At 61.4% G+C, this 1,118-nt stretch carries 1 protein-coding gene and 1 pseudogene; both read left to right on the forward strand.

Translation table 11 applies throughout. The features are described from left to right. Positions 1–161, forward strand: a pseudogene (locus tag DOU50_RS00200) (3-oxoadipyl-CoA thiolase); the annotation flags it as partial. Between the two features lie 26 nt (positions 162–187). Continuing rightward, the coding region (locus DOU50_RS00205) for an AMP-binding protein (RefSeq protein WP_148768456.1) at positions 188–1,118 on the forward strand (931 nt) is incomplete at its 3' end.

Raw genomic sequence — 1,118 nt, forward strand, 5'->3', positions numbered from 1 at the left:
ACGGTGGCGCGATTGCGCTGGGCCACCCGCTGGGCATGAGCGGTGCCAGACTGGCGCTGGCCGCGAGTAACGAACTGCACCGACGCGGCGGGCGCTACGCGCTGTGTACGATGTGCATCGGTGTGGGTCAGGGCATTGCCATGATCCTTGAGCGTGTTTGAGCATAAAACAATGTGAGTACCCTACAATGACAAATACAACAAAGCTTGATCCGATTGAAACGGCCTCCCTTGACGAGTTACAGGCGCTGCAGACCGAACGTCTGAAGTGGACGCTGCATCACGCCTACAGCAACGTGCCGATGTACAAACGCAAGTTTGACGCCGCGGGCGTTCATCCTGACGATTTCAAAGAGCTGGCGGATATCCGTAAGTTCCCGTGCACAACCAAGCAGGACCTGCGGGATAATTATCCGTTCGATACATTCGCCGTGCCGATGGAGCAGGTGGTGCGCATTCACGCCTCATCCGGCACCACCGGCAAACCGACGGTTGTCGGCTACACCCAGGGTGACATCGACAACTGGGCCAACCTGGTGGCGCGCTCCCTGCGCGCCGCGGGCGGCAGCGCGAAGGACAAAATTCACGTGGCGTATGGCTATGGCCTCTTTACCGGCGGGCTGGGGGCGCACTACGGCGCCGAGCGTTTAGGCGCGACGGTGATCCCGATGTCCGGCGGCCAGACGGAGAAGCAGGCGCAGCTGATCCGCGATTTCCAGCCGGACATGATCATGGTGACGCCATCCTACTGCCTCAACCTGATTGAAGAGCTGGAGCGTCAGATGGGCGGCGATGCCAGCACCTGTTCCCTGCGCGTGGGCGTCTTCGGTGCCGAGCCGTGGACGCAGGCCATGCGCCGTGAAATTGAAAAACGCTTAGGCATTACCGCCCTGGACATCTATGGCCTCTCCGAAGTGATGGGGCCGGGCGTGGCGATGGAATGTATCGAAACCGTCGACGGCCCGACCATCTGGGAAGACCACTTTTACCCGGAGATCGTCAACCCGAACGACGGCACGCCGCTGGATGACGGCCAGCAGGGCGAACTGCTGTTCACCACGCTGACCAAAGAGGCGCTGCCGGTGATCCGCTACCGCACCCGCGACCTGACGCGTCTGC

The organism is Enterobacter sp. C6 (genome assembly GCF_008122455.1).
Lineage (GTDB): Bacteria > Pseudomonadota > Gammaproteobacteria > Enterobacterales > Enterobacteriaceae > Enterobacter > Enterobacter pseudoroggenkampii.